We start from the raw sequence: 26,788 nt of genomic DNA, 5'->3' as shown, positions 1-26,788 counted from the left end.
GTTATGCGGTACAGCGACGATCATGCGGGTCATGACCACGACGACCATCACCACGACAATCACTACTCCGACATGCAAGCCCGCGTGAAGGCGCTGGAAACGCTGCTGACGGAGAAGGGGCTGATCGATCCGGCGGCGATCGATGCGATCGTCGAGACCTACGAGACGAAGGTGGGACCGAGAAACGGCGCCCATGTCGTCGCCAGAGCCTGGAGCGATGCCGATTTCGCCGACTGGCTGAAGCGCGATGCGACGGCGGCGATATCAAGCCTCGGTTACACCGGCCGGCAGGGCGAGCACATGCGCGCCGTCTTCAACACGGCCGAGACCCATAACCTCGTCGTCTGCACGCTCTGCTCCTGTTATCCGTGGTCGGTGCTCGGCCTGCCGCCGGTCTGGTACAAGGCGCCGGCCTATCGCTCACGCGCCGTCATCGATCCACGCGGCGTGCTGGCCGAATTCGGGCTGACGCTGCCAGAGGACAAGAAGGTCCGCGTCTGGGATTCGACGGCGGAGCTGCGTTATCTCGTCATTCCCGAGCGGCCCGAAGGGACAGAGGGAATGGACGAGCAGACGCTCGCCGACCTCGTCAGCCGCGATGCGATGATCGGCACGGCCGTTGCCCGCAAGCCGGAGAGCGCCACATGAACGGACCGCACGATCTCGGCGGGCAGATGGGCTTCGGTCCTGTCGCGCCGGAAAAGGACGAGCCCTATTTCCATGCCGAATGGGAAAAGCGGGCGCTCGGAATTACCCTTTCCTGCGGCGCTTTCGGCGCATGGACGATCGATGAAAGCCGGCATGCGCGCGAGAATATTCCGCCGGCCGATTACCTCGCCGCCAGCTACTACGAGATCTGGATCCGCGGCATCGACAAGCTGCTCGAACGGCACGGCTTTGCGACGCATGAGGAGCTGCTTTCTGGGCGGAAGCTGCAAGACGGCGCGGTGCCGAAGCGGGTGCTGAAGGCGGACATGGTGCCCGCCGTGCTGGCCAAGGGTGGGCCTTGCGATCGTCCCGTCGAGGCAGCGCCGCTCTTCGTGGTCGGTGAGACGGTGAGGACGAAGAATTTCAATCCGGCGACGCATACGCGCCTGCCGCGTTATGCCAGGGCCAGGACCGGTGTGGTCGAGGCGGTGCAGGGTTCGTTCGTCTTTCCCGACGACAACGCGCATGGCAAGGGCGAGAGCCCGCAATGGCTCTATACGGTCGTTTTCGACGGCGCGGAGATCTGGGGCGAGGATGCCGATCGGACGCTGACCGTGTCGATCGATGCCTGGGAGAGCTATCTTGAGCCTGCATGAAATGTCGCCGCTGACTCAATCGCCCAGCCTGCCGAGGTCATTGGAGGGCGAGCCGGTCTTTCCCGAGCCATGGGCCGCCGAAGCCTTTGCCATGACCGTGCACCTGCATGCAAAGGGCCTGTTCAGCTGGAGCGAATGGGCTGAAACGCTTTCCGCGCAATTGCACAAGCCTGGCCGGGCTGAAGATGGCAGCGACTATTTTGACTGCTGGGTGGCGGCACTCTCCGACCTCATCGTCGACAACGGCATCGCCGATGTGGAAACGATCCTGGCACTGCAACAGAGTTGGCAGCGGGCGGCGGAAGCGACACCGCACGGACGGCCGATCGAGCTCGGCAACGATCCCTCGCGCGGATCCTCATGACGGGAATTGCTTGTAGCACTCCTCGGCTACCTCCCGCAGTGTCTCGCGGGAGATTTCGCCGGTGACGGCGTAGCCGAGTTCGCCGTCGATCCAGTAGAAGGTCTCGAGATTGTCGGATGAGGCGAAGCGGAAACTCGTCGTGCGATTTTCCGTGTTGCGGCCGACCAGGACGGTCAGTCGCTCGCCGGCCTGGTTTTCATACATGAACATGGCGCCCGGCCTGCCATCGACCGGCAGCAAGCGGCCGCCGACCAGCTTGAAGCCGAGCGACTGCAGGTTCGGGATCTTGAGATTCTCTATCGCCAGGCGTTTGCCGAGCCAGGTGGCCAGATGGGCCTCCTCGTTGGCGAAGACTTCGACGGGGTGGCGAACCTCGGCGGCATAGACCATGAAGGCGGTCTCAGCCTGTTTGGGCAGGGTTTCGGAGCCGGCAAGCTGCAGCTCCGGTTTTTCCAGAAGGGCCGGACCATAATGGCCGCTGACGGCGCCGAGCGCGAAGACGAGGAGGGCGGCTGCGGCGATCGCCGCGCGTTTCCGCCCGGAAGAGATGCCGCGGGGCGGCGAAACCAGGAGAGCGTCGGTTTCCTTTGTTTTTTCATAGCCTGCAAACAGCGATCGGATGCCTGTATTCTGCGCCTGCCATTCGGCGACCATCGCCGCCTCGTCGGGATTGTCTGCCAGGAAGGCATCGATGCGGGCGCGTGCCGTTTCCGGCAGCTGGCCGTCGGCATAGGCGTGGAGGTCGGCTTCGGTTACGCTCGGGTTGGTGTCGTTCATTTCGGTCTCCGGAGCGTAATGATATTGTCGGCTTTCAGCCGCTCGGCGACACGCTGGCGGGCGCGCGACAGGCGGGACATGACGGTGCCGATGGGGATATCGAGAGCGGCTGCGACCTCGCTGTAGGTGTATCCCTCAATAACGACAAGCATCAGCACGGCGCGGTATTCCTCCGAAAGGCTGTTCAGCGCATCGTCCAGCCGCGCGCGCTCCTGCGGATCGGCCGGCACTTCAGGCGCGGCCAGGTCCGTTGCGGCGTCGAGTTCGACGAGGCCGTCGCGGGTCTTGCCGCGCCGGCCGTTGCGATAGAGATTGGTCATGATGGTCAGGACCCAGCCGCGCAGGTTGAGGCCGCGCCACTGGCCGCGGCGCGTGAGAACCTTCTCGACGCAATCCTGGAGCAGATCCTCGCCATCCGCATCCGAGCGCGTCAGGCTGCGCGAATAGCGTCTGAGCGAGGGCAGGAGGGCCAGGATCTGGCCCTCGAAAGTTTCGGGTGCGGGTGTTTTCACGCCGGCAACTCGCTTGTGATCGGGATCTTGGCGATCAAGGCTTGGCGAGATCCCAGTTGCCGCCGACGCCATCGCCGGTGATGTCGCCCATCTTCTTGTCCTTGACCCAGAAATAGAGCGGCATGCCGTCCTTGGCCCATTGCTTCATGCCATCCTTGCGCTCGACGATCGAATATGCACCATCGGCCTTCGCATCGCCAGCAGCCATCAGCGGAGGCCAGTTCTTTGCGCAGTCGCCGTTGCAATTGGAAACGCCCTTCACGTCCTTCTTGAAGGTGTAGAGCGTCATGCCGTTTTCGCCGGCAAGCACCTTGCCCTTTTCGGATTCGACTGTTTTGACAGGAGGGGCGGCGAAAGCAGCGGTCGCGGCAAAGGCGGCAGCCGCCACGACGGACAGGAATTTCACGAATTTCATGGTGTCTCTCCTCAGATTGGGCACGCAGTCTTGCGGTACCTGACATGAGACACGAGCCGAGGCGCCTTTATTCCATGGGTGGGAAAAGTTTTTAAGACGAGTGAGGCGGATGGAAGCCCGTCGCACCTGATGCCATGCCGCAGATCAATGTGGCCGGTCTTGCCGCTATTCTCCGGTGGTGGACACTGCCGCCATGTCGACCCAGACCGCCTCGAACATATGGCCATCGGGATCCTCGAAGGCGCGGTTGTAGAGCCAGCCCATGTCGGTTGGGGCGCGCGGATCGGCCTTGCCGCCGGCGGTTGCTGCCGCTTCGACGATGGCGTCCACCGTTTCGCGGCTGTCCTGTGCCAGGGCTAACAGGACCTCGCTGGTCTTCTGCGCTTCGGCAACCGGCTTCGGCGTGAAGGTCGCGAAAAAATCGCGCGTCAGCAAGTGGAAGATGATGGCGTCGGACCACACCATGTTCGACGCCTGATGGTCGCTGAACTGTTCGTTCTTCGTGCATCCGATCGCTTCGTAGAAGCGGATCGCAGCAGCAATGTCTTTCACCGGCAGGTTCACAAAGATCATCTTGGGCATTGCAGTTTCCTCCTCTTCGGTTGTTTTCCAGGGGACAGTCTCGCCTCACAAGAACTCTTGCACGATCGTGTCACTGGCATGAATGCAGACGATTTCGAGCCGTCCCATGCCGACATTCTCGAAACGATGCGGAACGTTGGCGGCCACGACGACGATATCGCCCGGAAAGGCGCGAGTCGTGGTCTCACCCACGGTGAATTCGGCCTCGCCTTTCCTGACCGCCCAGGTCTCTGAATAGGGGTGGACATGCAGGCCCGGCCCCTGACCCGGTTCATTGTCAACAATGAAGAGCGAGATCTCGCCGCCGTAGTCGCGGCCCTCGAAGCGGACCGTCCGGCTCTGATCGGGTTGTGGCTCCTGGTGGCGAACTATCCTGAACATCACGTGCCTCCCGCTCGTGCCGTTTGCGAATGCAAAGTATCTTCGTGAGAAGATATATTCTTAAAAGTATCTTCCTGTCAAGATATCTTCCTTGACTCGAATGGAAGGTGTATGTCTCGGCTGTGGTGGCATATGAGGCAGAGAATGATGAATGGGATTGAAGGGGACCGCGACCGCCGGGGGGACGAGGACCGCCCCAGGGACAGTGACCGCTCCGGGGATGACCATGTCGACCGGCTGCGCCGGCAATGGGCGGTGGAACTGCCCGACCTCGATACGGAGCCGATGGCGATCCTGGGGCGGGCCTTCCGGCTGTCGAACCTGGTGCGCCCCAGCATCGAGGCGACATTTGCCGATTTTGGCCTCGACCGCGGCGAATTCGACGTGATCGCAACGCTTCGCCGTTCCGGAGCGCCTTACCGGCTGACCCCGACGGAGATGTATTCGGCGCTGATGATCTCCTCGGGAGGCCTGACCCACAGGCTTGACCGGCTGGAGAAGGCGGGACTGATCCGCCGGGAGAAATCACCACGCGATGGGCGCAGCGTGCTGGTGGCATTGAGCGAGGCGGGTGCGGCACTCGCCGAAAAGGCCTTCCGCACCGACATGGCGAGCGAAGCTTCGTTTCTGCAGGCTCTTGACGGAAACGAGCGCGAGGCGCTCGCAGCGCTGCTGCGCAAGCTGATCGCCGGAATTGAAAGTGAGCAGGCGCGGGGGGAGGACGAGAACGCGGGCTGAGGGGAGATCGGAGTCCGCATCGCCGTTCAGCTCGTTTACATCGAGTCGGTTTTCGGATATGATATATCCTTAATTCCACCGGCAGAGCCAGCCATCACACGAGTTGCTGAATGATCCTGAAAAGCCAGGTCGAGTGGGCGCTTCACTGCTGCGCCATTCTCGCGGGCCTGCCAAAGGGCAGGTATCTTTCCACCAAGGCGCTCGCGGAGCTTCATGGTCTGCCGAAGGAATATCTCTCCAAAGCACTGCAGAGCCTTTCGCAGGCATCGCTTGTCGAGACCACGCTCGGCCCGAGTGGCGGTTACAGGCTTGCCAAGCCCCCCTCGGACATCAATTTTCTCGAGATCGTGGAGGCGGTCGAAGGGAAGGCCCGCAGCTTCACCTGTACGAACATCCGGGCGAACAATCCCTGCCGACCGGAAGGATATTGCGACAGCAAGCCATGCGCGGTCGCGCGCATCATGTGGGAGGCCGACGAGGCCTGGCGGGATACGCTAAGGCGCGTCCGGCTTTCCGATCTGGTCGGCACCTTGTCCGAGGAAGTGCCGGCCGACATTTGGCGGAGCACGTTCGAATGGGTGCTCAAGCGCGCCGGCTGAGCGGGGGGTGCCGATCTCTACGCCTTGAAGATGGTCCTGATGGTCTTCAGGATGGCATGTGCACTGCGGGCATGTTCCGGGGGCAAAGAGGTGCCGTTGCGGAAACGCTCGGCGCGGCTGGCGAGGTGGTCGGCGATTTCTTCCGCCAGCGCGGGGCGTTCGCTTAGCAGCGGCGCGAAGGCCTCTTGATCGATCTCATACGCGGTCACGGGGGTCAGAGCCTCCAGGGTGCAGACTTCCCGCAGGCCGGCGAGTAGTCCGGTCTCTCCAAAAAAATCGCCCGGCGCGAGCCGTCCGCGTTCCTCATCTCCGTGCCGCGCCGCGACGATACCTGCCCGCACCATCATCAGCGACGGGAGCATCTCGCCCTCCCGCACGATGACATCGCCCTTGCGGAATTCCCGCACAGCCGTGGTCTCGGCGAGTTTCTGCTTTTCATCTGATGTCAGCGTCGCAAAGATTGGAATGGCCTCGATCAGTTCGAGCGGCGTCACACGGGGCGGCCGTGCGCTTTCTTCGGTCGGCAGATCGCCCGTCAGGATTGAGGCCGCCGCCGGAACAGCCAAAAGCAGGCCGGCTGATTTGCAGTGACGATAGACGAGATCGAGTACCTCGTTTCGTGCCGTCACCCGTTGGCTCGGGCTCGTCACCCGGAACTGCAACTCGAGCTCCAGCGCCGTGGCATCCAGCCCCTTCAGTGCCACGACCGGCGGCGGCTCGCGCACGATCGAATTGCAGCTCGCAAGCGCCGTTGCCATGACGTTCCGGACCGATGCCGGCATCCGCGTCGGGGCGATGCGGATGGTGAGGACCAGGAGATGGGTCTCGTCAGGCCGGCTTACATTCGTCAGGCCGAGCTTTGCCAGAAAACTGTTCGGCAGAACGACGACATTGTTTGCGCTGGTCAGAATGTGTGTCGCGCGCCAGTTGCTTTCGACGACGCGCCCCTCCGTGCCGTCGCTGAGAAGGATCCAGTCGCCGATGATGTATGGGCGGCCGAGTGTCAGCGCGATGCCGGAGAAGACGTCGGCCAGCGTATTCTGGAGCGCCAAACCGAGAATGATGGCGACCACGCCCGAGGTCGCGACGAGGGTGCCGATCGGCACACCGAAGACGAAGGCCATAACCGATAGGGCCATGCCGATATAGACGACCCCGATGACGAGATCCTGGAGCAGTCGGGCTTCTCGCGGACTACCCTCCAGTACCAGATACAGCCTGATGAAACCGATGACGGCCCATGCCAGATGGATCCACCAGAGCGATTTCGCGACGATGACGAGCAGGGCCTGCGGGTCCTCGGACTCATATCCTTGAAACCGGTGGGGTTCGATGCCGCTGATGACGAGGATCAACGTCATCACCGCAAAGAAGAGGATTTGCACCACCAGTCGCGTCGTCGGCCGTTGGCGGGAGAGAAGATGCCAAACGATGATCCCGGCGAATCCAACTGTAATGAGGGATATCAGAGGCTTGCCGAAGAGCACGTCGTCAATCATCACTCTGTCTCCGGGATAGGGCGGGCCGCACATGATTCAGCATCTCGGCCGCCCGCGCAAGCTCGGGGCTTGCGCGGGCGGTATAGGCGGATCATCACTTCTTGAGCGGATAGGTCAGCTCTTTCTGCTTGGTATCGACGACGAAGACGGCGAGCAGGCGGGCGGGCTTCGTCTCGCTACCGTTGGCGCTGACACCATGGCGGTCACCCGGCATTTCGGAGAAGCTCTCTCCGGCATGATAGACCTTGACGGGGCCGTCATTGACCTGGCTGCGGATCGCTCCTTCGAGCACGGTGGCGTAGATGAAGGCCGTATCGGGATGGGTGTGGCCGTCGGAGAAGCCGCCTGGGCCGTACTCGACCAGCACGCCCTTGATGCTCTTGCCCGGTACGTTCGGAAGTTCGTGTTCATAGACGAGCGTCACCTTGGCAGCTTTGCTGCTCTCATCGGCGCTGGCGCCCGTGGCAGCCAGAAGGGCGAGCGCAGCGGCGAGGAATGATGTTCGGATCATCGGAATCTCCATGGTTGCAGGGTTTGGGCAGGACGCGCCCGAGTGGCCGCGTCCTCAGGGCAAGTCGCATCACTTCGGCTGGGCGGACTTGGCGAACCACTGCTCGAAGGTGATCGAGCCGAGCCGCGGGTTATTGTCCGAAACAAGCGACTGGTCGTTGAGTCTCGCGCCGAAATATTTCGCCTCGGCATCGGCCTCGACGGTGCGCGGATCTTTCATGGCCTTCAAATACCGGGCGACGAGTTCGCTGAGGCGCGCCCGTTCCGGACCTGATATTTCGATCGTCGCATTAGCGGGCGGTGCGAGAGCCACATCCGCCATGACATCGGCGACGTCGTCGGAAACGATCGGCTGCACATAGGCCGGCGACAGGCGGACCGTCTGGCCGACCGTCCCCGATTGGGCGATGCCGCCGAGGAATTCCATGAATTGAGTCGAGTGAACGATGGTGTAGGGAACGCCGGATTGCTTGATCAGCTTTTCCTGGGCGAGCTTGCCGCGAAAATAGCCGCTTTCCTGCAGACGCTCGGTGCCGACCACCGAAAGGGCGATATGATGCTTCACGCCGGCCACTTTTTCGGCAGCGAGAAGATTGCGGCCCGAGGTCTCGAAGAATTCGAGCACGGCCTTGTCCTCGAAGGACGGAGAATTGGCGAGGTCGAGCACGACTTCGGCGCCCGAGAGCGCCTCCGCCAATCCTTCTCCGGTGATCGTGTTGACGCCGGAGTTCGGCGAGGCGGCGATCACTTCGTGGCCGTACTTGCGCAGGCGTTCGACAGTCTTCGAACCGATGAGGCCGGTTCCGCCGATGACAACGATTTTCATAACAGATCTCCGTTTACTGCCGCGGTGCGGCAGCGTCAAAGGTGAATCTTCTCAATGAATTGCGCGGTTTAGTTCAGGCCGGCCTTGTCGAGGCCATAAGCCTTGTCGGCCGCGCCGGGTACGGTCTTGAAGCCGACATTGACGCGGTTCCAGGCATTGATCGCCATGACGACGAAAGTCAGGTCCGAGATTTCCTTCTCGGAAAGCTGGCCGCGAACCCGTTCGTAAATCTCATCGGGAATGCCGCCTTCCGGCAACTTCGTCAGAGCTTCCGTCCAGGCAAGCGCTGCGCGCTCGCGGGGGATGAACAGGGTCGATTCCCGCCAGATGGCGACGTGATAAAGCCGGAGTTCGGTTTCGCCGAGGATCTTGGCCTGCTTCACATGCATGTCGAGGCAAAAGCCGCATCCATTGATCTGCGAAGCGCGGATCTCGACGAGGGCCTGCAGCTTCTCGTCGATCACGCTGCTCTTCAGCGCCATGCTGAATTCCATGAATTTCTTGAAAAGCTCGGGGGACTGCTGGGCGTAGTTCAGTCGCTGGGTCATGTAACTTCTCCTCTAATTAAGGATATCAAATATCCTTATGGATAAAAGATATCCTTAATTGCTAGACTGTAAAGCCATTCTCGCTTAGTCTGGCTGCATAAGGCCTATGCGCAAAAGTATGAGGGGGCGGGGATGGATATCGTATCGGCATTGCGGACGTTTCGGCGCGTCGTGGAGACGGGTTCGTTCTCGGCGGCGGCGCACGATCTCGACGTGACGCAGCCGGCGGTCTCGCGACAGGTCGCCGCCCTCGAAGGCCATTTCAACACCCGCCTGCTGCATCGCACGACGAGCGGCCTATCGCTGACGGCAGAGGGGGAGCGGATGCTGCCGATGGCGCTGCGGATTCTCGAAGCGGTTGAGGAGCTTGGCGATGCGGCCGGATCGGACGGAGCCATGGCCTCGGGAAAGGTCAGGCTCAGCGTTCCAGCACCACTCGGCCTCTGTCTCAGCGAGCGGCTCGGCGATCTTCTCGCCGCCCATCCAAAGCTCTCCGTCGAACTCATTTTCAGGGAGCAGGGCTCGGATATGATCGAGGAGCGCCTGGATCTCGAAGTGCGCTTGGGCCAGGTTGCCGACAGCAGCCTCGTCTGCCGGCGGATCGGCTGGACGACCGCCTTCCTCGTTGCATCTCCCGCTTATCTCGCGCGCAGGGCGGCTCCCCGCGCACCGAAGGAGATCAAGGACCATGAATGCCTGTGCTACAACAGGGCAGGTGAGGCCAATACCTGGTCCTTCTCGAACGGTTCGGAAGACATATCGGTCCGGATCTCACCGCGGCTGACCGCCTGCAATGCCGTCGCCATTCACCGGGCAGCCCTTGCTGGAGCGGGTCTTGCGGTGCTTTCGCACATCATCGCCATGCCCGATATCGCCGCCGGCCGGCTGGTCCCGGTGATGAAGGATTTCCAGCCGAGCCGGCTGCCGGTTACCGTCGTCTATCCCTCGCGGCGCAACATGCCGCTGCGCGTCAAGACGGTTCTGGATTTTCTCATCGACGCTATTGGGCAGGACCCGTCGATGTGCGCGAGCGGCGCGGACCCGCAGTGGAACTGATGATCGACTGGCCGGGCGATTTGCCGTTTTCCGCCTTGCCTAAATCCCGCGAATCCTGCCAAGTCCTGCGATCATGCAATTTGCGCCGCAACAAGACGAAGCCCTGAAGGCTGTTTCGAAATGGCTGAAGGAAGGGCGCTCGCCACTCTTTCGCCTGTTCGGCTATGCCGGGACAGGGAAGACGACGCTTGCCAAGCATTTCGCCGAAAATGTCGATGGCGACGTGTTGTTTGCCGCCTTCACCGGCAAGGCGGCGCAGGTGCTGCGCTCGCGCGGCGCCTCCAACGCCCGGACGATCCATTCGCTGATCTACCGGCCGCGCGGTGAGGAGGCGGTGGAAGACGAGGAAACAGGCAAGACGTCGATTGCGCCGATGTTTTCGATCAACCGGCAAAGCCCGGTCGCGAAAGCGGCGCTGATCATCGTCGACGAATGCTCGATGGTCGACGAAGCACTCGGCAAGGATCTGATGAGCTTCGGCACGCCGATCCTGGTGCTCGGTGATCCAGGCCAGCTGCCGCCGGTGACAGGTGGCGGCTACTTCACCAATCAGGAGCCGGACTACCTGCTCACCGATATCCACCGCCAGGCGCGCGACAATCCGATCATCAAGCTCGCCATGCAGGTGCGCGAAGGCAATGAGGTGATGTACGGCGACTACGGCACGGCCAAGGTGATCTCGAAGAACGAGGTGACGCAGCAACTGGTCCTCGACGCCGATCAGGTGCTCGTCGGCACCAATAGGACGCGTCGGCGCTACAATCAGCGCCTGCGCGAGCTGAAAGGCTTCAATGCCGATTATCCCCAGACCGGCGACAAGCTCGTCTGCCTGCGGAACGATCCGGCCAAGGGCCTGCTCAACGGTTCGCTCTGGCAGGTGATGACCTCATCCAAGGAAACGACGAAGCCCGGCATCAATCTGCTCGTCCGCCCCGAAGACGATGACATGGACCGGGGAGCTGCCAAGATCAAGCTGCTGAAACAGGCGTTCGAGGATGTCGAAGGTGAGATCCCCTGGAACACCCGCAAGCGCTATGACGAGTTCGACTACGGCTATGCGCTTACCGTTCACAAGGCGCAGGGTTCGCAATGGAATGATGTCGTGCTCTTCGACGAGAGCTGGGCGTTTCGCGATACCCGGGAACGCTGGCTTTACACTGCGATCACGCGCGCGGCGGAGACGCTGACGATCGTCCGCTGACCCGATCACATCCGGGATCTCGATCACACTCGTGATCCCGGTCGCACCCGCGACCAGATCGTATCTGCTGATCGGGCAGAAGAAAGAGGAGACGGTGGCGGCCGTCGGGGCGTGATTCAGGCCTGCACGATGCCGAGCAGAACTGCCTTGGCGATGGCCTGGAAGCGGTTGTTGGCGCGGAATTTCAGGATGATTCCGGCCTCCAGGTCACGGGTTTCGTCATGTTTCAGGTCGAGCGCCCGGGCGATGCGCTGGGTGGAATAACCCTCCGCCATCAGTTCCAGGCAACGCCGCTCCTGCGGGGTCAGGCTTGCGCTGTCCTGATTGTCGTTCAGCGGCGGCTCCTCGATGCTGCCGTCGTAATCCAGGAGGTCGCCGACCTGCTGGAGCTGGCGGTGCAGCGTCGACATCTCGGCCGTCAGTTCGCGCTTGCGCACCTGCAGGGCCTCGCGGAAGATCGTCTCGGCCGCTTCCTGCGAATCAGCGTTGCGGAGTTCGTCCATCAGTTCCTGGATGACGGCGATTGGCATGCCTGTATCGCGGCAGACCGTGATCACGGCCATGCGCATCACGTCGTCCTGTCCGTAGACCCGCATCAGACCGATGCGGTTGGCTGAAATCAACCCTTTCTCTTCATAGAAATGCAGTGTCCTGTGTGTGACGCCGAATGCGTTTGCCATCTCGGCAATGGGCACCGGACCGTCCGGTAGATCCGGCGGTAGCGCGGCCGAAGGCAGGAACCGATATTTCGATCGGGCCTCCGAAGCGATACCGGCGGTGGCAAACAGGCGTTTGGAACCGTCTGGCATGAACCCTCCTGGGGCATGTTGTTGCACCTCATGCGGTTTTGCCAGTTGCTTCCCATGCGCGGCGAGTGGGGTTTCCTCTAGGCGTTCTTCTCAGTGGGAAAGAAGCAGTACGCGGCGTACTCTACGCGATACGATGTCCACGTTATGCGTGAACGATCTTTTTTATAAGTGCTAAAAATAATCTCTTTTAAATGGGATAGCAACTTTACCTGCATATTTTGCCGGGTTCTTGGGTGTGTTGCACAAAAACATGTGCTGCACTGCGGGATCTCGCGGTCCTCTTCAAAGATGACGGGATTTACTATCTGCGGTACGCGTGCGGCAAATGCTCAGCGTAATTTCGGTGCCCATCAGCGATTGGCATCGCATCCATTTGTGAATCTCGTTGGCCATCGCGGAGCACTTGGCTTAAAAGCAGGCCTCCCATTTCCGTGACCGATGGATCTCGCCATGCCCGCCAAGCTCTCCGTGAACCTCAACGCCGTCGCCATGCTGCGCAACCGGCGCGACCTGCCCTGGCCGAGCGTCGAAGCGCTCGGGCGTATCGCGCTGAAATCCGGTGCGAGCGGGCTGACGGTGCATCCGCGCCCCGACCAGCGGCACATCCGCTTTTCCGACCTGCCCGTGATCCGCAACCTGATCGACGACGAATTCCCCAAGGCCGAGTTCAATATCGAGGGCTATCCCACAGAGGAATTCTTCGAACTCTGCGCCGGCGCGGCACCCGAGCAGGTGACGCTGGTGCCTGACGATCCCGCCCAGGCGACCTCCGATCACGGCTGGGATTTCCGCAAGCACCAGGCGTTCCTGACCGATGCCGTCGCGCGGCTGAAGACGATGGGATGCCGGGTGTCGCTGTTTGCCGATGGTGACGGGGACGCACAGGCGGTTGAGATCGCCAAGGCGGTCGGCGCCGATCGGATCGAACTCTATACCGGCCCCTATGGCGGTTGCTTCGATGCGCCGGAGCGGGCAGGCCCGATCCTTGAAGCGCTTGGACGGACGGCGGATGCAGCCGTCGCAATCGGCCTTGCCGTCAATGCCGGCCATGATCTGACAGTGGAAAACCTGCCAGCGCTGGTGAAGCGCATTCCCGCTCTTGCCGAGGTTTCGATCGGCCATGGGCTGACCGCCGATGCGCTGGAATACGGCATGGCGGAAACGGTGCGGCGCTTCTGCCGGGCCTGCGGTCAGACGATCTGATCATTGAAGAAAGCCCGCCCCTGATGTGCAAGGCGAGCTTTCCAGGCGGCCTTATCCCGCCTCAGGCGGTCAGAGCCGCCTTGTGTTCGACGAAGAAATCCTTCAGCGGCTGCGGCTGTTTGCCGGTCAGCTTGGTGAAGTCTTCGGTGACGATGTCGAACTTGCCGGCGCGGGTGTTGGCGTCGGCCGAAACCAGCATGTCGGCGACGAAACCGGGAAGGCCGGCGCCGCGCATGCCCTGGCCGAGCTGCTCATCATTGACGTCGATCACCTCGAGCGGCTTGTCGGCGACATCGGAAACGATGGCGGCGATCTGCCGGTTGTTCAGCGATTGCGCGCCGGTCAGCGTATAAGTGACGCTCTCCGAGGTGCCGGAGGCAAGGGCTGCGGCGATCGCCAGCGCGCAGTCGTCACGCGAGATCGTCGAGATCTTGCCGTCACCCGTGGCGCTATACCATTTGCCGCCCTGCAGGTTGTGCGGCATGCCGTGCAGGTAATTGTCGTGATACCAGGCGTCGCGAATGATCGTATGGGCGATGCCGCTTGCCTTGATGGCGTTTTCGCTGCCGAGATGATCGGGCGCGAAGGTGACAAGCGAATTGTCCGGCGCCGGCATTGAGGTGTAGGCGATGTGCTTGACGCCAGCCTTGACGGCCGCTGCAACGGCGCCCTTGTGCTGGGCGAGGCGCTTGCCGGGAGTGTCCAGCGCATCGGTGCTGATGATCAGCAGGCGAGCGACGCCGGCGAAAGCCTGCCCCAGGCCTGCCGCGTCATCGAAATCGGCCTTGCGGGTGACGACGCCCTTCTTTTCGAGTTCGGAGAGCTTTTCCGGGCTGCGTGTCGCCGCGACGATGTTGCCGGGGGCAACCTTGTAGGTCTCGATGAGGTGATGGATGACACGCTGGCCGAGCTGCCCCGCAGCGCCGGTGACCAGGATGATTTCGCTCATACGTCGTTTCCTTCCGTGTTGTGCAGGTAGTCTCGAAAAGAGAGTAACACTAGAATAGGAATTGACTAGGCTGTGTAAAGGAGGCAGTTTTTCAGCTCTACGTTACCAAAAGGGAACCAGCAGATGAGTGGTGCGGTCGTCAGTCTGAAGAACAGGGTGCCGGGGGCGCGGCGCGAGATCGATCTCGCCGGCCTCGATTTCGGCAATTGCCCGGTCAGGGACATGATGCAGCAGATCGGCGGCAAATGGTCGACGTTGCTGCTCGAGGTGCTGGCGGATCGGCCTTATCGCTTCGGCGAGCTGCGGCGGATGATCCCCGATATTTCGCAGCGCATGCTGACGCAGACGCTGCGCGACCTGCAGAGGGATGGTTATATCGACCGCGAGGTATTCCCGACCAAGCCGCCGAGCGTCGAATATTCGATGACCGAACTTGGACGTTCGCTCTACCAACCGCTGTCGCAGCTTCTGAATTGGGCGGAAGCGAACCATGATGCCGTTCGCGCCGCCCGTTCGCATTTCGATTCCGTCAGCGGCTAGTGCCGTTGATAAAAGCGAATTCCGCCTTTCTGGAAACGGAAACAGCAATTATTTGGTTGGCCGCATGAACAGAGCGCGGAACAATTCCTCCGATCTTCGCAAACCTTCGTCGCTCAGAACGACAGACTTGGTCTTGCCTGCGGGATTTGCAATCAGACCCTTCTGATGCAAACGGTCCATCACGCCCCAGTCAAAACCCTTCCAGGCGCGGTCTCCGTCATGTAGCGTCAGCCATAACAATGCGAGTACAGCATCGTCGATTTTTTCTTCGTCTATCTCCATGCCAGAATCCCATGTAAAAAGGCGAAAATTCTGCAGCTCTCAAACGGATGCATACGCTGCTTCCTGGATGTGGGCATCCATAAGTTGGCTCTGTCAAGGTTTTAGACGTTCGATCCTGGATTGATGGCGCCTTACTCACCGCGTCCTTCCGTCAGGAACAGCAGAAAGGCCAGCGCCGGGAAGCAGAAGCCGATCCAGGCCGTCATCGTCCAGCCGCCGGTCGCATAGGCCCAGCCGCCGAGTGCTGAGCCCAGCGCACCGCCGGCAAAGAAGGTCGCCATGAACAGGCCGTTGAGCCGGCTGCGGTGTTCCGGGTTTAGCGCATAGATGGCGCGCTGGCCGCAGACGAGATTGGTGGTCACGCCGAAATCGAGGAGGATCGCCGCTGCCGTCAAAAGCAGCAGCGCGGTGAGCGAGCCGTCTACGGCGAAATGGCTGATCAGGAAGGCGGCCATGCCGAGCAGCATGGCAAGCGTCGAGGCGATCTTTGTCATGCCGCGATCGGCAAGCCGGCCGGCGATCGGCGAAGCGACGGCGCCGGCAGCACCTGCGAGGGCGAAGAGGGCAATGCCGTTCTGCGTCAGGCCGAAGGCCGGGCTTGCGAGCAGCAGCGGCGTCGTCGTCCAGAACAGGCTGAAGGCACCGAACATGCCGGCCTGATAGAGCGCCCGGCGCTGCAGCACGCGGGAGGTGAGCGCCAGATGGCCCATAGAAGCGAGCAACTCGCCATAGCGCAGCTTCGTCTTCGGCACGCGAACCGGCAGGTTGATGCGCAAGACGACGGCGAGCACGAGCATGAGCGCTGCGGTGACGTAATAGACCACGTGCCAGGAGGAGGCCTCGGCGACGAAGCTTGCGAAGGGGCGGGCGAGCATGATGCCGCAGAGCAGGCCGCTCATGACGTTGCCGACGACCTGGCCGCGCGTGGCATCCGGCGCCATGTTGGCAGCGAAAGGAACCAGGACCTGAACTGCGACAGATGAAAGACCAATAGAGAGCGAAGCGACGAGGAAGGCCGTGGGCGTCGACGACAGCGCCGCGCCGATGAGCGCAACGGCGGAGACGGCGATCAGCATCAACACCAGACGGCGGTTTTCGGTGAGATCGCCGAGCGGCACGATCAGCAGCAGGCCGAGGCCGTAGCCGATCTGCGTCAACGTGACGATCAGGCCGGTGGCGGCAGGCGTGAAGCCGAGATCGGCACTGATCGGACCGGCCAGCGGCTGGCCATAGTAGAGATTGGCGGCCACCAGCCCGCAGGCGGCGGCGAAAAGGAAGGTTAGCCAGGGGGATAGCGCCCTGGGAATGGCCTTATCCGGCGTGGTGGCTGAAATGCTCATCAGAAACTCCGGTATTCAAAGATTGAAAGGATTGAATGCAAAAATGCTGGCTGCGGCCACCCGATCCTTGACCGAATGCCGGTATTTCTCTCGTCCACGGTGTGGACTGTTCAGGTCACGAGCTTCATCGCGGCCTCGGCCGCGGACTGCATCTCTTCCCTGCTGCGCCCTGTTTTGCCGATGACGCGCAGGCCTTTGGTAAAGCAGAGGAAGGCGAGGGCGGCGGCATCCGGGTCTGCCGTCTTCGGAATGCTGCCGTCTTCCTGGCCGATGCGGATGAGATCGGCCATCAGCTTTTCGTCCGCGGTAAAGGCAGTCACGACGTGGGCAGCGGCTTCCTCGTCAAGCAGGGCGAAGTCGTTGGCGCCGCCGACGACGAGACAGCCTTTGCGGCCGGCCTCGCCATAGGAGAGCTCGGTATAATACATCACCATCTGGAAGACCTTCTCGCGACCGGTCTTCGCAGACGCGATCATCGCTTCCAGACGCCGTCGGCCGAGTTTTCGATAATGGGCGAAAGCAGCAAGAAAGATGCCGCGCTTATCCTTGAATGCCTTGTAGATGCTCCCCGAAGCAAGGCCCATTGCTTCGGTCAACTCGCTGATGGAGGTGGCGTGATAGCCGCGTTCGGAAAAGACGCGGAGCGCCGCATCCAGTGCTGCGTCCATATCGAACTCGCGCGGACGGCCACGGCTGCGGGTCTTTGCTTCTGGTGTGAGATTGGCAACGGTCATTGCGCCTAATTAGGGAATGAACGTTTCCAAATCAAGTGAAATTTCTGCGACGCAGCAAATTCAGAGATCGAGCACCCAGTTCTGGCCGTTCGCTTCGGGGCCGAACATGCGATGTCTCTCCTCGGAGACAAGTCGGAGACCCGCCTTGACGTAGATGGCGCGGGCGGTCTCCAGCATATCGTTGGTCCAGAGCGAAAGCTCGCGGTAGCCCTTCTGTTTTGAGAAGCGGATGCATTCATCGACCAGCAGCTTGCCGAGACCGAGGCCGCGGGCTGATTTGTCGACATAGAGCAGGCGGAGCTTGGCGACGCCGTCGCCGCCATTGGTGACGAGGACCGAACCGACATTGACCCCGCCGCGCTCGGCGATCCAGCAATATTCTTTGACCGGATCGAAATTGGCGAGGAATTTGCCGGCGACCTCGGCGACCAGCGCCTCGAAGCGCAGATCCCAGCCATATTCCTCGGCATAGAAGCGGCCCTGGCTCTGGACAATCCAGCCTATATCGCCGGCCCGGTGAGCGCGGATGATTGCCGGCGCAGGTTTTGCCGCCGGGTCGAGCAGGGCGCGGATCGTGCACATGGCGGAGACGGCCGCCTCCGGCTCGCCGCTCGCCAGGCGGTCGAAACGGGCGGCGATCTGCGCATTGGAGCGCCGGCCGAGTTCCTCGAACGTCCCGCGTCCCTGGTCAGTGACAATGATGACCTGGCTGCGAAGATCGGCCGGATCGGGGCTGGTCTCGATCAACCCCTCGGCGCGGAAACGCTTGAGGATGCGGCTGAGATAGGCCGGGTCGAGCTGCAGGTCGCGGACAAGGGCGGCGGCGGTGACGCCATCATGCGAGCCGACCTCGAAGAGGATGCGGGCATCGGTCAGCGTGAAGGGGGTGTCGAGATAGGCCTTGTTCAAGAGGCCGAGGAAGTTCGTATAGAACCGGTTGAAATCGCGAGCGGTTTCGAGGAGGGCGATATCGGGCATGGCAAGAATCTCCAGATGGAGATTCTTGCGAGACGAAGTCGGCCAACTCCTCCTTCGTCATGCTCGGGCTGTCCCGAGCATCTGCGTCCCGTCGATGCGTGGCAGATCCTCGGCACAAGGCCGAGGATGACGCCGAGGAGAGAACGAGGTGTCAGCAAACTGGCAAAAATCTCCGAACAGAGACTTTGTCGTGCATTTGGTTGACTGGGTCAACTAAATTGTCCGTAGGCCTTCAGGCCGCTTCCTCTTCTGCCTCTTCGTCTGCACCGAGCGCGAAATCGACCGCCGCCCGCGCATGGATCGCGGTGGTGTCGAAGCCCGGCAACGGCAGGTGGTCGGGATCGAGGATCAGACAGATTTCGGTGCAGCCGAGGATGATGCTGTCGGCGCCGTTATTGATGGCGCGTGATATCACCGCCATCAGCTTGTCGCGCGAACTGTCGAGCACCTTGCCGGCGCAGAGCTCGTTGAAGATGATGTCGTGCACGGTGGTGCGGTCGCCGGCATCGGGCACCATGATGTCGAGGCCTAGGCCCTTCATGCGGTCGCCGTAGAAGCCGTGCTCCATCGTGTAGCGGGTGGCAAGCAGCAGCGGGCGCTTGCGGCCGCTCGCATGCAGCGATTTTGCCGTCTCGTCGATGATGTGGATCAGCGGCACGGAGATCTTGTCTGCGACCTTGTCGGCGATCAGGTGCATGGTGTTGGTGCAGATGAGGATGCAGCGGGCGCCGGCGATCTGCAGGCGCAGCGCCACGTCGCCGAGGCGCGAGGCGGCCATATCCCAGTCGCCGGCCTTCTGGAGCGCGACGATCTCTTCGAAATTGACCGAATGCAGGATGAGTTCAGCCGAGGCGAGGCCACCCTTGCGGTCGCGCACCATCTCGTTGACGAGGCGATAATAGACCGCCGAACTTTCGAAACTCATGCCGCCGATCAGTCCGATCATTTCCATTTCTTCAAGCTCCCATGCTTCTCAACTGTCGGGAATGATGCCGCGATTCCGGCGCGACGTGTTTGCGTTGTTTGTCATCTCTGTGAAATACGTGATATTATTTTGCGTGGTTTTACGAGTTTATGCAAAAATTCGGCGAGAGGTTCAGTTTAGACACATGCTTGACGATCGCGATAGGCGCATTCTCGACATGCTGCAGAAGGATGCAGGCATATCCGTGACCGATCTTGCCGAGCGTGTGGCGCTTTCGGTGTCGGCCTGTTCCCGGCGCATCCAGCGGCTGGAGGAGAGCGGCCATATCGCCCGGCGGATCATCGTGCTCGACCGGGAAAAAATGGGCGTACCGACGACGGTCTTCGCACTCATCAAGACGGCGCACCATTCCGACGACTGGACGGAGACCTTCCGCAGGATCATCAGCGACATTCCGGAGATCGTCGAGGCGCACCGGCTGACCGGCAATCACGATTACATCCTGAAGATCGTCCTGCCGCGCGTCGAGCACTACGATGTGATCTACAAGCAGATCGTTCGCCGGCTCGAACTCTTTGATGTCTCCGCGTCGATTTCGATGGAAGAATTGAAACATGGAATGGCGATACCCGTGGGCTATGCCGATTGAGTCGGTTCCACCGACCGGGATGCAGGGGAGGTATGCCGAAACGGCGGTTGCAACCATCGCGGCGAAGGCCACATTGGCTTTGAGCGAAATGGCGCAAAGGGGTAGGTCATGAGCGATCATCATGTCGTCGTTGTCGGCGGCGGTTTCGGTGGACTGCAGCTCGTCAACGGCTTGAAAGGCGCGGGTGTCAGGATCACGCTGGTCGACCGGCGCAATCACCATCTCTTCCAGCCGCTGCTCTATCAGGTGGCGACCACCATTCTGTCCACCTCCGAGATCGCCTGGCCGATCCGTCGTCTCTATGCCGACCGGCCTGACGTGACCGTGCTGCTCGGCGAGGTCACGGGCGTCGACAGCGGCGCCAAGACGGTTTCCCTACGCAACGGCATGACTCTCAGTTATGACACGCTGGTGCTGGCGACGGGGGCGACGCATGCCTATTTCGGCCATGACGAATGGGAGCCGGTGGCGCCGGGCCTGAAGACGCTGGAGGACGCGACGACGATTCGCCGGCGCGTGCTGCTCGCCTTCGAGCGAGCGGAGATGGAGAGCGATCCCGCCGTGCGCGACGCGCTGCTGACCTTCACCATCGTCGGGGCCGGGCCGACCGGCGTCGAGTTGGCCGGCATCATTGCCGAGCTCGCGCATTTCACGCTGCCCAAGGAGTTCCGCAACATCGACACGCGCAAGACCCGCGTCGTGCTGGTCGAGGCCGGCCCGCGGGTGCTGCCGACCTTCGCCGAAGAGCTTTCGGCCTATGCGCAGAAGGCGCTGGAGAAGCTCGGGGTCGAGATCCATCTCGGCAAGCCGGTGACCGAGTGCACCGCCGACGGCGTGAAGATCGGCGAGACCTTCGTTGCCAGCCGGACGATCGTCTGGGCAGCCGGCGTCACCGCCTCGCCGGCGGCGCAGTGGCTGGGTGTTACGGCCGACCGGGCAGGGCGCGTCGTGGTCGAGAAAGATCTCAGCGCGCCGGGGCTGCCCGAGGTCTTCGTCGTCGGCGATACCGCATCGGTCATGCGCGAGGACGGCAAGCCGGTGCCGGGCATTGCGCCCGCCGCCAAGCAGCAGGGCGGATACGTCGCCAAGGTGATCCGCGCCCGCATATCCGGCAAGCCGGCGCCGGCGCCCTTCCGCTACTGGCATCAGGGCAGCTTGGCGACGATCGGCAAGAGTGCTGCGATCATCGATTTCGGCCGGATCAAGCTGAAGGGCTGGCTCGCCTGGTGGATCTGGGGACTTGCCCATATCTACTTCCTGATCGGCACCCGCTCGCGCTTCTCCGTCGCCTGGAGCTGGCTGTGGATCTATCTGAGCGGCCAGCACAGCGCCCGGCTAATCACCCAGCGAGAGACGATGCGGGAGGAGGGGTAACTCTTCTCCCGTCCTTCAGAGGCCAAGCCTCGAAGCAGCGATGTAGCCAAACTTGACATATCTTCGGATCCGCCCTTAGGGTTTGCCCCGCGTCTTCCGAAAACCACCAGGGTTACGCATCCAGCCGTAGCTACAGCGAGTAGAGGTTCCAATGCGCCGATTCACTTCTCACGAAAATCACATTCGAAATTCTGAGAAGTTGGTGGTTCATGCGCACTTTGAATCTGGGCATCCTCGCCCATGTGGATGCAGGCAAGACTAGCCTTACCGAAAGACTGCTTTTTGACGCCGGCGTCATCGACAAGCTCGGCAGCGTCGATACCGGCAATACACAGACGGACACTCTCGAACTCGAACGGCAACGTGGCATCACGATCAGAGCCGCGGTGGTGTCGTTCACGATCGGCGACAGGATCGTCAATCTCATCGACACGCCCGGTCACCCGGATTTCATTGCCGAGGTCGAGCGGGTGCTCGGATTGCTGGATGCCGCTGTCGTCGTCGTTTCGGCGGTCGAAGGCGTACAGGCCCAGTCGCGGGTGCTGGTGCGGGCGCTGCGGCGGCTTGGCGTTCCCTTCATCTTCTTCGTCAACAAGGTCGATCGTCTCGGCGCGCGATATCAAGAGGTTGTCGAGGCCCTTGCCGCGCAGCTGGCGGTCCGCCCCATCGCCATGTCTTCGGTCATCGATGCGGGAGCCAAGCTTGTCCGGGTGGAGACGCTTGCTCTGGGAGACGAGCCACTCTTTTCGGCGCTCTGCGAGACCCTCGGGGAAAACGATGAGGCGCTGCTCGATGACTATGTACTCGCTCCCGATTGGCTGACGGAGGAAAGGCTCGGGCGCTGCCTAGCCGATCAGGTGGCGAGCGGCCTCGTGCATCCCGTCTTCGCAGGAGCCGCGATGACCGGCGTCGGCATCCCCGCCCTGGCATCGGCCATTGCGAAGATCCTGCCCGAGCGGCGCCCCAATCCGGATGGTCCGGTCGCGGGCAAGATCTTCAAGATCGAACGCGGCTGGGGCGGGGAAAAGCTCTCCTACATCTACCTGGCCTCAGGCACGGTGCGGCTCCGGCAATATCTGGACCTGCCCAGAGGCCCGGAACGGGTGACCGCCATCCATGTGTTCGAGGCCGGCCGGGTTCATGGCGCCGAGAGCCTCCGCGCCGGGCAGATTGCGCGCATCAGCGGCCTTGTCGGTGCCCGCATCGGGGATGCGGTGGGCGGAGATCCCGCGGGCGGGTGGGCTCATTTCGCGCCACCTACGCTCGAAACCCGGGTTCTTGCCCGGCGGCCTTCCGGCAAGGCGGCGCTCTGGCTGGCGCTGAACCAGATGGCCGAACAGGATCCCTTGATCAATCTGCGCCGGAACGAGGAGGCGGACGAAGTCTTCGTGTCGCTCTACGGCGAGGTGCAGAAGGAGGTTATCCAATCGACCCTGCTGATGGATTTCAACCTTGAGGCAAGGTTCGAGAAAAGCACTGTCATCCTGGTCGAGAGGCCCGCCGGGACCGGGGCCGGCCTGCAGATCCTTTTCAAGGAACCCAATCCCTTCCTGGCAACCGTCGGCCTGCGCGTCGAGCCGCGCCCTCCCGGGGCGGGCAACAGCTTTGCGCTCGAAGTGGATGTCGGCCAGATGCCCGCCAGCTTTTACAGGGCAGTCGAAGAAACCGTGTTCGAAACGTTGAAGCAGGGCGTTTTCGGCTGGCAGGTCATCGATTGCCACGTGGCGATGACGGCAGCCCGGCACAGCTCGCCTGCAAGCACTACCGCCGATTTCCGGCAGCTCACGCCTTGGGTGCTGGCAGATGCACTGTCGGCCGCGCAAACCGTCCTCTGCGAGCCGATCGACCGCTTTCATCTCGAAACGCCCATGGAGAGCTTGAGCGGTGTGCTCACTTTGCTTGCGAAATCGGCAGCGGCGACGATGGATTCGGTGATCGCCGATGGCGTCGCCCGGCTCGAGGGCACCATGGCGTCTCAGGTGATCCAAAGCGTTCAGCAGCAATTGCCGGGCCTGACGAGCGGGGCCGGAACCATGGAAACCTCTTTCGATCACTACGCCCCGGTTGCCGGCCAGCCGCGCTTGCGTGGGCGCTCCGGCCCCGATCCGTTTAACGGTGCCGAATATCTGCTGCGTCTGCGGGGTGTCCCCATTTGAGTACAGCCCTGATCTGGAGGTGGTCCGGCGGTGTATAGTGAACGTTGATGCAGAGTTATTTCCTCGCCAAAGGTCTCTGCATCGAATAATGGTAGCTCGCTGTCTTGGAATAGAGCGTGAGATGTTTGCATGACAATTGACGTAGACGCTGATGGAAAGCATCGTTTCTGGATGCTCGATTTGTTGCGTGGGGCGTCTGCAATACTCGTACTCGTCTATCATTCCAGTAATATATTTCCCGTCGCTTATGCTGCTGTCGATCTTTTCTTCATGTTAAGCGGCTTCGTTTTGGCGGAAAGATACGGCGAGAGCCTGTTACAGGAGGACGGCCGCCGAAATTTCATTAGTCACCGTATTGCGCGATTGTATCCTGTCTACCTGGTTTGCACATTGCTAGGCGCTGTTTCGGTTTTCCCGTTGATTGGTCATCTTGAGAACTGGAGCGTCAGCGCTTTTGCCGTTTCCTCGATTACCAGCCTGCTCGTCCTTCCCGCGCCGTCGGACACCGTTCTCGGCATTCTGCCCTTGAACGGCCCGGCATGGTCGTTGTTCTTTGAAGTCGTGGCCAACGCAGTCTTTCTATTCACCGCGGCTCGTCTTCGGCTGGCCGTTTCTATCGTTGTGCTATCGGCGCCAGCGTTCGTCGTTGCGTTGTGGTACTTTCGGTACCCGCCGGGCTCCGTTTGGGGCGATATTGTCGGGGGCTTTCCCCGGGTGCTGGCATCTTTCTATGGCGGAGTGCTTATCAGTTGTCTTTGGCGACGAGGCTTGCGCATCAGGCTTGCTGCCTGGCCCGGCTGGATTTTGGTGGCCGCTCTCACGGCGCTTTATTCGGAATTCGTTCTCACCGAGAGAAAATACTATCTGCTCCTGACATTTGCCGCTCACCCAATGATTATCTGGTTTGGCTTGGGTCTGGCAAGAAATGCACAGTTGGAACGCATCGCCACTTGGATGGGTGAGATATCCTATCCTCTCTACCTCGTGCACGTCCCGCTGCTTATTCTTCTCGCAACGTACGGAGTGGGCGATTGCTTTGCTTTGCGTAATTATCTAGGGCTCGGAAACACCTCTTGGGGCGGTGAATGCCACCGAGATGCAATTCCCTTGGTGGTATTCGTTCTGCCCCTGTCATTGTTGATGGCGCACCTTATTGCCATCTCGATACAGTCCCCTGGCCGAAAGTTGTGGCTTCGTTGGAGGCCTATCTAGTCGCCCAAGATTGACAACAGGGGACTACGCGCACTTCGACACGGCCGATGTCACGGGCACCTTGCGCCGGAGCAGGTGGGCGGCCCCCGAAAGAGCCGCCTGTCGTTTTCTTAAGCCGCCAGCGAGGCGATGTCGATGACGAAGCGGTAGCGGACGTCGCTTTTCAGGACGCGTTCATAGGCTTCGTTGACCTGCTGGATGTTGATCTTCTCGATCTCGGAGACGATGTTGTGCTCGCCGCAGAAGTCGAGCATTTCCTGGGTTTCCTTGATCGAGCCGATCATCGAGCCGGATATGCTCTTGCGGCCGGGGATGATCGAGAAGGCATGCACGGGGATCGGGTTTTCCGGCGCGCCGACCACCACGAAGGAACCATCCACCTTCAGGAGGCCGAGATAGGCATTCCAGTCGATCTCGGCGCTGACGGTGCAGATGATCAGGTCGAAAGTGCCGGCAAGCTTCGTGAAGGTTTCCGGGTCGTTGGTGGCGTAATATTCCTTGGCGCCGAGCTTCAGCCCGTCTTCCTTCTTGGAAAGGCTCTGGGAGAGAACGGTGATATCGGCGCCCATGGCGGCGCCGAGCTTGACGCCCATGTGGCCGAGGCCGCCCATGCCGACGATCGCAACCTTCTTGCCGGGGCCGGCATTCCAGTGGCGCAGCGGCGAGTAGAGCGTGATGCCGGCGCAGAGCAGCGGCGCGGAGGCATCGAGCGGCAGATTGTCCGGAATGGACATGACATAGCCTTCCCTGACGACGATCGAGTCGGAATAGCCGCCCTGGGTCCGTGTCTTGCGGTCGGCTTCGAAGTCATTGTAGGTGCCGGCGAGCCCCGGCATATACTGTTCCCGATCGAGGTCGCGCTCGGCGCAGCCGATGCAGGAATCGACGAAGCAGCCGACGCCGACGCGATCGCCGACCTTGAATTTGGTCACATCGGAACCGACAGCCGAGACGATGCCGGCGATCTCATGGCCGGGCACGATCGGATAAACGGCGTTCTTCCATTCGTTGCGGACAGTGTGGATGTCCGAATGGCAGATGCCGGCAAACTTGATGTCGATAACGACGTCGTCGGGGTTCGGGTTACGGCGTTCGAAGGTGAAAGGGGTCAGCGGCTTGGAAGCGTCGGTCGCGGCGTAGCCTCTTGCAATAGGCATGGGAACCATCCTTTTCGATTGTGGTGGGGGTTGAAAGAGATGGTGGACTATTGCCCGGAACTGCGTCAGAGGGTTAGAGCGATCCTCTCAGCTTTTTGCACGATCCTGCAAAAGTGAGGCGCCGGCCTGTTTGCGAAATGGCCAAGGCACTCTAGATAGAGCGGTATCGCTGGCGTCAGACAGTTGACAGAAAGAGTTGCCGCATGACTTTGCCTTTCAGCCCCTATCAGGAAATTGTCGATATCGCGATGCGCTTCGCGGCTGGTGACGGTGAGTTCGCGACTGATATCGGCAATCTTCACATCAGCCGTCGGTCCAAGCCCAGCGATCCGCTGCATAGCAGCTACCGGCCCTGTTTTGCCTTTGTACTGCAGGGCGCCAAGAGCTTGCGCCTCGGCACTGAACTTATCAGCTACGGGACTGGTGACTATCTGCTGACCTCGCTCGACCTGCCGGTCGCCTGGCGCGTCACGGAGGCGAGCCCTGAGGTTCCGCATCTCTGCCTGGGGCTGGCAATCGATTCCGAAAAGCTGCTGGAGTTGCTCAGTCGCATCGATATTCCGCGCCCGGCCGCGGATACCGACGGGCAGCGCGGGATGGCGGTGAACGTCGCTCCGCCGGAGCTCCTGGATGCTGCCGTCCGCCTGCTGCGCTTGCTCGATCGTCCAGGCGACATTCCTGCCATGGCGCCGCTGATCGAGCAGGAAATCCTCTACCGGGTGCTGACCGGGCCGGATGGCGCGCGGCTGATCAATATTGCCACTGCAGACAGCCACAGCAACAGGGTCGCGCGCGCCGTCGCATGGCTGAAGGAGAATTTCGCGCGGCCACTGCGCATCGAAGACCTTGCCGACCGCGTCAGCATGAGCGTGTCGTCCTTCCATCATCACTTTAAATCGGTCACGGCGATGACGCCGGTGCAGTATCAGAAGCAGCTTCGCCTGCACGAGGCACGCCGTCTGATGCTCGTGGAGCGCCTCGATGCGGGCACGGCCGGCCACCGCGTCGGTTATCTAAGCCCGTCGCAGTTCAGCCGTGAATACAGCCGCCTCTACGGCGCCTCGCCGGCCCGTGATGTCGACGGCGCCCGCGACGTCATGGCGGCGGAATAGAGCAGCGCACGTCTGGAAGCCATGTATTGTCGAGTTTTGTCGTCTGATCGGTCGAA

31 protein-coding genes are annotated in these 26,788 nt (G+C 61.5%); 14 read left to right on the top strand and 17 right to left on the bottom strand.

Annotated elements, in window-relative coordinates:
• Window positions 1-3: 3 nt before the first annotated feature.
• Genes nthA through C3Y91_RS35005 form a run of 3 tightly spaced genes read left to right on the top strand, consistent with a single transcriptional unit; the run spans window position 4 to window position 1,668 of the window.
• The gene (gene nthA / locus C3Y91_RS35015) at window positions 4-648 is read left to right on the top strand and encodes a nitrile hydratase subunit alpha (protein ID WP_018074204.1); all 645 of its coding nucleotides are present in this window, start codon (window positions 4-6) and stop codon (window positions 646-648) included.
• Window positions 645-1,304, top strand: coding sequence for a nitrile hydratase subunit beta (nthB, locus tag C3Y91_RS35010; protein WP_003541276.1), 660 nt, complete (start codon window positions 645-647; stop codon window positions 1,302-1,304). The genes nthA and nthB overlap by 4 nt, the downstream gene beginning before the upstream one ends.
• Window positions 1,291-1,668 (top strand): nitrile hydratase accessory protein, encoded by a 378-nt coding sequence (locus tag C3Y91_RS35005; protein ID WP_168576355.1) that lies wholly within the window; start codon window positions 1,291-1,293, stop codon window positions 1,666-1,668. The genes nthB and C3Y91_RS35005 overlap by 14 nt, the downstream gene beginning before the upstream one ends.
• On the opposite strand, the gene C3Y91_RS35000 is transcribed toward C3Y91_RS35005, so the two are convergent.
• From C3Y91_RS35000 to C3Y91_RS34980, 5 genes are all read right to left on the bottom strand, one after another.
• Entirely contained in the window at window positions 1,663-2,445 is a 783-nt protein-coding gene (locus C3Y91_RS35000) for an anti-sigma factor family protein (protein ID WP_003541272.1), read from the bottom strand. The genes C3Y91_RS35005 and C3Y91_RS35000 overlap by 6 nt on opposite strands.
• Window positions 2,442-2,957, bottom strand: coding sequence for an RNA polymerase sigma factor (locus C3Y91_RS34995; protein WP_033181030.1), 516 nt, complete (start codon window positions 2,955-2,957; stop codon window positions 2,442-2,444). Before C3Y91_RS34995 ends, C3Y91_RS35000 begins: the two co-directional genes overlap by 4 nt.
• A 34-nt stretch (window positions 2,958-2,991) precedes the next feature.
• Window positions 2,992-3,372, bottom strand: a complete 381-nt coding sequence (locus C3Y91_RS34990) for a COG4315 family predicted lipoprotein (RefSeq protein ID WP_003560881.1) — start codon at window positions 3,370-3,372, stop codon at window positions 2,992-2,994.
• A gap of 165 nt (window positions 3,373-3,537) precedes the next feature.
• Window positions 3,538-3,954 (bottom strand): VOC family protein, encoded by a 417-nt coding sequence (locus C3Y91_RS34985; protein ID WP_130763624.1) that lies wholly within the window; start codon window positions 3,952-3,954, stop codon window positions 3,538-3,540.
• Between the two features lie 45 nt (window positions 3,955-3,999).
• The gene (locus tag C3Y91_RS34980) at window positions 4,000-4,335 is read right to left on the bottom strand and encodes a cupin domain-containing protein (RefSeq protein WP_029767744.1); all 336 of its coding nucleotides are present in this window, start codon (window positions 4,333-4,335) and stop codon (window positions 4,000-4,002) included.
• Window positions 4,336-4,446: 111 nt separating this feature from the next.
• Here C3Y91_RS34980 and C3Y91_RS34975 point away from each other — a divergent pair, with 111 nt between their 5' ends.
• Together C3Y91_RS34975 and C3Y91_RS34970 are read left to right on the top strand one after the other, a co-directional pair.
• On the top strand, window positions 4,447-5,073 hold the full coding sequence (locus C3Y91_RS34975; RefSeq protein ID WP_174827207.1) for a MarR family winged helix-turn-helix transcriptional regulator: 627 nt from the start codon (window positions 4,447-4,449) through the stop codon (window positions 5,071-5,073).
• Window positions 5,074-5,183: 110 nt separating this feature from the next.
• Complete coding sequence (locus C3Y91_RS34970) at window positions 5,184-5,672, top strand: RrF2 family transcriptional regulator (protein WP_018074210.1); 489 nt, start codon at window positions 5,184-5,186, stop codon at window positions 5,670-5,672.
• A gap of 17 nt (window positions 5,673-5,689) precedes the next feature.
• Here C3Y91_RS34970 and C3Y91_RS34965 read toward each other — a convergent pair whose 3' ends face one another.
• The 4 genes from C3Y91_RS34965 to C3Y91_RS34950 form a co-directional block, all read right to left on the bottom strand.
• Entirely contained in the window at window positions 5,690-7,171 is a 1,482-nt protein-coding gene (locus C3Y91_RS34965) for a mechanosensitive ion channel family protein (RefSeq protein WP_130655879.1), read from the bottom strand.
• Window positions 7,172-7,265: 94 nt separating this feature from the next.
• Window positions 7,266-7,682: a cupin domain-containing protein gene (locus C3Y91_RS34960; RefSeq protein ID WP_018074212.1), complete on the bottom strand. Its 417-nt coding sequence runs from the start codon at window positions 7,680-7,682 to the stop codon at window positions 7,266-7,268.
• 69 nt (window positions 7,683-7,751) lie between these two features.
• Window positions 7,752-8,507: an SDR family oxidoreductase gene (locus C3Y91_RS34955; protein ID WP_018074213.1), complete on the bottom strand. Its 756-nt coding sequence runs from the start codon at window positions 8,505-8,507 to the stop codon at window positions 7,752-7,754.
• 68 nt (window positions 8,508-8,575) lie between these two features.
• Window positions 8,576-9,055 carry a carboxymuconolactone decarboxylase family protein gene (locus C3Y91_RS34950; protein WP_018074214.1) on the bottom strand — a complete coding sequence of 160 codons (480 nt, stop codon included), beginning with the start codon at window positions 9,053-9,055 and terminating at the stop codon, window positions 8,576-8,578.
• Between the two features lie 132 nt (window positions 9,056-9,187).
• Here C3Y91_RS34950 and C3Y91_RS34945 point away from each other — a divergent pair, with 132 nt between their 5' ends.
• Window positions 9,188-10,111, top strand: coding sequence for a LysR family transcriptional regulator (locus C3Y91_RS34945; RefSeq protein ID WP_024320827.1), 924 nt, complete (start codon window positions 9,188-9,190; stop codon window positions 10,109-10,111).
• Window positions 10,112-10,184: 73 nt separating this feature from the next.
• Window positions 10,185-11,312: an ATP-dependent DNA helicase gene (locus C3Y91_RS34940; protein WP_018074216.1), complete on the top strand. Its 1,128-nt coding sequence runs from the start codon at window positions 10,185-10,187 to the stop codon at window positions 11,310-11,312.
• Window positions 11,313-11,428: 116 nt separating this feature from the next.
• Here C3Y91_RS34940 and C3Y91_RS34935 read toward each other — a convergent pair whose 3' ends face one another.
• The gene (locus C3Y91_RS34935) at window positions 11,429-12,121 is read right to left on the bottom strand and encodes a MerR family transcriptional regulator (RefSeq protein ID WP_024320828.1); all 693 of its coding nucleotides are present in this window, start codon (window positions 12,119-12,121) and stop codon (window positions 11,429-11,431) included.
• Between the two features lie 450 nt (window positions 12,122-12,571).
• On the opposite strand from C3Y91_RS34935, the gene C3Y91_RS34930 reads away from it, so the two are divergent.
• Entirely contained in the window at window positions 12,572-13,324 is a 753-nt protein-coding gene (locus C3Y91_RS34930; RefSeq protein ID WP_020397661.1) for a pyridoxine 5'-phosphate synthase, read from the top strand.
• Window positions 13,325-13,385: 61 nt separating this feature from the next.
• Here the strand turns inward: C3Y91_RS34930 and C3Y91_RS34925 are convergent, their stop codons facing one another.
• Complete coding sequence (locus tag C3Y91_RS34925) at window positions 13,386-14,273, bottom strand: SDR family oxidoreductase (RefSeq protein ID WP_018074219.1); 888 nt, start codon at window positions 14,271-14,273, stop codon at window positions 13,386-13,388.
• A gap of 123 nt (window positions 14,274-14,396) precedes the next feature.
• On the opposite strand from C3Y91_RS34925, the gene C3Y91_RS34920 reads away from it, so the two are divergent.
• Window positions 14,397-14,813 (top strand): winged helix-turn-helix transcriptional regulator, encoded by a 417-nt coding sequence (locus tag C3Y91_RS34920; RefSeq protein ID WP_018074220.1) that lies wholly within the window; start codon window positions 14,397-14,399, stop codon window positions 14,811-14,813.
• Window positions 14,814-14,861: 48 nt separating this feature from the next.
• On the opposite strand, the gene C3Y91_RS34915 is transcribed toward C3Y91_RS34920, so the two are convergent.
• From C3Y91_RS34915 to C3Y91_RS34895, 5 genes are all read right to left on the bottom strand, one after another.
• Complete coding sequence (locus C3Y91_RS34915; protein ID WP_018074221.1) at window positions 14,862-15,095, bottom strand: DUF6429 family protein; 234 nt, start codon at window positions 15,093-15,095, stop codon at window positions 14,862-14,864.
• A 131-nt stretch (window positions 15,096-15,226) separates the two neighbouring features.
• Entirely contained in the window at window positions 15,227-16,435 is a 1,209-nt protein-coding gene (locus tag C3Y91_RS34910; RefSeq protein WP_018074222.1) for an MFS transporter, read from the bottom strand.
• Window positions 16,436-16,545: 110 nt separating this feature from the next.
• Window positions 16,546-17,169, bottom strand: a complete 624-nt coding sequence (locus C3Y91_RS34905; protein WP_018074223.1) for a TetR/AcrR family transcriptional regulator — start codon at window positions 17,167-17,169, stop codon at window positions 16,546-16,548.
• A gap of 60 nt (window positions 17,170-17,229) precedes the next feature.
• Window positions 17,230-18,147 carry a bifunctional helix-turn-helix transcriptional regulator/GNAT family N-acetyltransferase gene (locus tag C3Y91_RS34900; protein ID WP_024320829.1) on the bottom strand — a complete coding sequence of 306 codons (918 nt, stop codon included), beginning with the start codon at window positions 18,145-18,147 and terminating at the stop codon, window positions 17,230-17,232.
• Between the two features lie 232 nt (window positions 18,148-18,379).
• Window positions 18,380-19,099 (bottom strand): aspartate/glutamate racemase family protein, encoded by a 720-nt coding sequence (locus tag C3Y91_RS34895; protein ID WP_024320830.1) that lies wholly within the window; start codon window positions 19,097-19,099, stop codon window positions 18,380-18,382.
• Window positions 19,100-19,256: 157 nt separating this feature from the next.
• Here C3Y91_RS34895 and C3Y91_RS34890 point away from each other — a divergent pair, with 157 nt between their 5' ends.
• The 4 genes from C3Y91_RS34890 (at window position 19,257) to C3Y91_RS34875 (ending at window position 24,463) form a co-directional block, all read left to right on the top strand.
• The gene (locus tag C3Y91_RS34890) at window positions 19,257-19,721 is read left to right on the top strand and encodes an Lrp/AsnC family transcriptional regulator (RefSeq protein ID WP_018074226.1); all 465 of its coding nucleotides are present in this window, start codon (window positions 19,257-19,259) and stop codon (window positions 19,719-19,721) included.
• Between the two features lie 108 nt (window positions 19,722-19,829).
• Entirely contained in the window at window positions 19,830-21,095 is a 1,266-nt protein-coding gene (locus tag C3Y91_RS34885; RefSeq protein ID WP_018074228.1) for an NAD(P)/FAD-dependent oxidoreductase, read from the top strand.
• A 209-nt stretch (window positions 21,096-21,304) separates the two neighbouring features.
• Complete coding sequence (locus C3Y91_RS34880; RefSeq protein WP_168576354.1) at window positions 21,305-23,251, top strand: elongation factor G; 1,947 nt, start codon at window positions 21,305-21,307, stop codon at window positions 23,249-23,251.
• A gap of 129 nt (window positions 23,252-23,380) precedes the next feature.
• The gene (locus C3Y91_RS34875; RefSeq protein WP_018074230.1) at window positions 23,381-24,463 is read left to right on the top strand and encodes an acyltransferase family protein; all 1,083 of its coding nucleotides are present in this window, start codon (window positions 23,381-23,383) and stop codon (window positions 24,461-24,463) included.
• Between the two features lie 110 nt (window positions 24,464-24,573).
• Here C3Y91_RS34875 and C3Y91_RS34870 read toward each other — a convergent pair whose 3' ends face one another.
• Complete coding sequence (locus C3Y91_RS34870; protein ID WP_011652713.1) at window positions 24,574-25,620, bottom strand: NAD(P)-dependent alcohol dehydrogenase; 1,047 nt, start codon at window positions 25,618-25,620, stop codon at window positions 24,574-24,576.
• A 203-nt stretch (window positions 25,621-25,823) separates the two neighbouring features.
• Here C3Y91_RS34870 and C3Y91_RS34865 point away from each other — a divergent pair, with 203 nt between their 5' ends.
• Window positions 25,824-26,732, top strand: a complete 909-nt coding sequence (locus C3Y91_RS34865) for an AraC family transcriptional regulator (RefSeq protein WP_018074232.1) — start codon at window positions 25,824-25,826, stop codon at window positions 26,730-26,732.
• Window positions 26,733-26,788 lie beyond the last annotated feature (56 nt).

It is taken from the genome of Rhizobium ruizarguesonis, from assembly GCF_012349115.1.
Classification (GTDB): domain Bacteria; phylum Pseudomonadota; class Alphaproteobacteria; order Rhizobiales; family Rhizobiaceae; genus Rhizobium; species Rhizobium ruizarguesonis.
The sequence above is the reverse complement of the archived record's forward strand: the minus strand, read 5'-3'. Positions and strand labels throughout refer to the sequence as shown.